This window comes from Mycobacterium sp. (assembly GCF_035653355.1).
GTDB lineage: Bacteria > Actinomycetota > Actinomycetes > Mycobacteriales > Mycobacteriaceae > Mycobacterium.
The window spans coordinates 1-2958 of sequence record NZ_DASRBZ010000151.1 but is presented as its reverse complement, the minus strand read 5'-3'; the positions used below and the strand labels follow the sequence as shown (position 1 = coordinate 2958).

The 2958-nt window shown below is 67.6% G+C and carries 2 protein-coding genes; both read right to left on the bottom strand.

What is annotated here, in order from left to right; all coding sequences use genetic code 11:
• Positions 1-1727: TIGR00374 family protein (locus VFA16_RS05000; protein ID WP_324966751.1), on the bottom strand; the 1727-nt coding region annotated here is incomplete at its 3' end.
• Positions 1728-1735: 8 nt separating this feature from the next.
• The coding region (locus tag VFA16_RS04995; RefSeq protein ID WP_324966750.1) for an alpha/beta hydrolase domain-containing protein at positions 1736-2958 on the bottom strand (1223 nt) is incomplete at its 5' end.

Here is a 2958-nt window from a genome sequence, read left to right as displayed (position 1 = left end):
GACAGCGCGAGTCCGCCGACCCCGGCCGGGGTAGTGGTTGCCGCAAACGTGTTGGCTACCTGCATGATTGACAGGCTGCGGAAGCTCACCAGCCCGTCGACGCAGGCCCACAACGCTGCCGCCGCGCCGACATAGGTCAGTGCCGAGACCGCCAGCCCCAGCAGCGCCCACCACCAGTTCGCGGTCCGCAGCTCGGAAAAGAACGCCGGCACGGTGCTGATGAACGGATAGGCGACGTAGACCAGCGCGACGAGCAGCACCAGTTGGACCAGCTGGGCGGGCGTGAAGCGGGTGATCGTCTCGGTCTTGAGCTGATCGGTGCCGGTTTGGCGCATCACCTCGGCTCGGCTGGCGGTGATGACGGCGCGCGCGTCGGCCACGGACGCGCGGACCCGTTTCGGCACAGCGGATTTGGTCAGTCGCCGCGACGCGGCCAGCACCGCGTCCTTGCCCAACGTGTCGATTGCCGCGCCTACCGCTGACTCCGCGCCGTAGAGCGCCGAGGTGGTCACCAGGAGTTGGGCGATGTCGGATTGCAGCTGGGCGTCGGTGGCGCCGTACTCGGCGCTGCCGAAACCGCCGAACAGCACCGCGCCGTCGTCGACCGTGATTTCCTTGCTGCGCAAATCACCGTGCGAGATCTGGTGCTCGTGCAGGCGTTGCAGCGCCTCCCACACTCGGGCAACCGGCGTCGTCGTCGCGCATCTGCTGATCGGCGTTCCGCGAACCGGCTTGTGCGCGTACAAGGTCCAGCCGCGATCGAGCGCGGCGACGACGATGGTCGACGTGTTGGACACACCCAGATCGTCGATGGCGATGGTCATCAGCGCGCGATGCTCGACGGCGCGGCGCAGCGACGCCTGCAGCGGCGCGGTCTCGGAGGCGCGCAGGCTGAGCTTTCGCCAGAGCTGGCGCAGCGCGCCGCCGCTGCGCTGATGCGGGCCGTACAACTCGATAACCGCCGGCTGCGCCGAATCGACAGAAAGCACCAGCGGCCCAGACCCCGCTGGCCGCACCACCGTCAACCCCGAGACGACGAATCCGCGCCGGGCCATCACGCGCACCGCGCCGTCCAGCGGCACCTCCAGAGCCGGCGTGCCGACCACCAGAACCACCAGCGCGCCGATGAACCAACCCACCGCCAACCCCAGCAACGAGCGAGCCGGCACGATCGCGCTGACCACCAGATGAATCGGCACGAACGCCAGCAGCAGCGCCCACCACCAGTGTCGCCACCGCGCCGGCAGCCAGGGCCCGGACACGGTGAGCACCGCCGCGAGCATCGCGATCCACCGCGGGTCGTCGAGGAACTGCGACGGCAGCGTGGACAGCCGCTCCGAGAAGTCGAAGTGCCAGCGGGGTGCGGCGATGTGCCTCCCGCTGATCGACAGCGCGACGACGGCGATACCCCCGGCGGCCGCATACGCGCCCAGCAGTTTCCATTGCCGCGCGACGATCAGCCCGATCAGGATCACGAACGGCAACGCCACGATCGTCAGGCCATACAGCAGGTAGACCAGATCCGATTGGGCGGGGGAGAGCACACCGACGATCTGCGAGATGGACTTCTCCAGCGCGACCCACCGCGGCCGGGTGATCAGCGAGCTTGCGATCACGACCGCGACGAACACCGCCGCCAGCACCAGCCGCAGGATGTCGTTGGTCCGTCGGGTCAGTGGTTGCAGCAAGTTGCCGGACACGGTGATGTCGCGCCCGTCAACTCGCACGGTGACAACTATGGGCCGTCGGGGTAGGTCGCCACGGCGATCTGCAAGATCTCTTCGCGATCGGCCGCCAGGATGAACCCTGCTTGGATTGCCGCGTCAAGCGCCGCGGTGAAGCGCTGCAGATAGTCGGTGACGCCGCCGGGATAGAGCCGCTGCAGGGTTGCGGCGTCGAACAGTTCGCCCGAGCCGAAGAGGTCCGACATCGGGCTCTCGTCGCTGCCGAAACCGGTTGTCCGAGCGACGGGTACGTCGACCCACGGGGTGCGGACGCCACCCCGCGCGAGCCCGTTCGAATCCAAAACCGGCTGAGGAGGCTCGGTTTCGGTTAGTGCGATGCGCGGGGCTTTGGGCGCCGGCTCTCCGGTGGCGACCCATGCGCACAGCCTGGCGAGCGCGGCCTGCACGACGTAGTGGTGCTGCGGGGCGAAGTTGATCGCATGCGACAGTTGCTGACCCATCAGCATCCGCGTGGGTGCGTAAGCCGCCACGATTTCTTCGAGCGGCGTGAAACCGGTGTCGATCGGCGCGACCTGGATCGTGTAGTTATCGGCATGAGCGGTGCCGGGAATCTCCCAGGTGCGCAAGTGTTCGGCGTCGGGCTGCCTGGCCCGGTAGTAGCCCGTCTCCGGGCCGCCGACAAGGTCGGTTTCGGTGATGACGGTTATGAGCGGAACCCCGAGGTCGGGGCGGAAGGCCACCGCCTGAGGCATCCGGGGTTGCGCGGTGTCGAAGATCGAGGTGCCGTCCAGCGGCGCGGCGGGGGCGAATCGGGAGTGGATCAAGAAGCCGTCGTACGCCCGGGCGAGCGGGTCTATGGCGTTGACGTAGGTGGTCAGGAAGAAGGCTGACTGCGACTCTCCCAGCGCCACAACATGTTCGGAAACCAACCCGCGCAGTACGTCGTTGCGTCCGCGGATCAGCGCAGCGATGTGGGAATACATGTCGTAGGAGAACGCGTCGCCGGGATGGTGCAGCGACGCATACCGGGTCGGGTCTTGGGTTTTCAGCGACATGTCGAAGCCGCCCCGGGTTACACCGCCCTGGATACCCACTTGCTGGGCCGAGACCGCGACGTAGGCGTAGCCCGAGCGAACGATTTCGCGGTGGGCCATGAACCACACCGCCGGCGCGTCGATACCACCGCTGACGTTGAGCCACTCGACCAGCACCGTGCCGTTGAACGTCGCCGGATCGCCGGGAGTGAGCACCACGATCCGCGTCGTGTACTCCG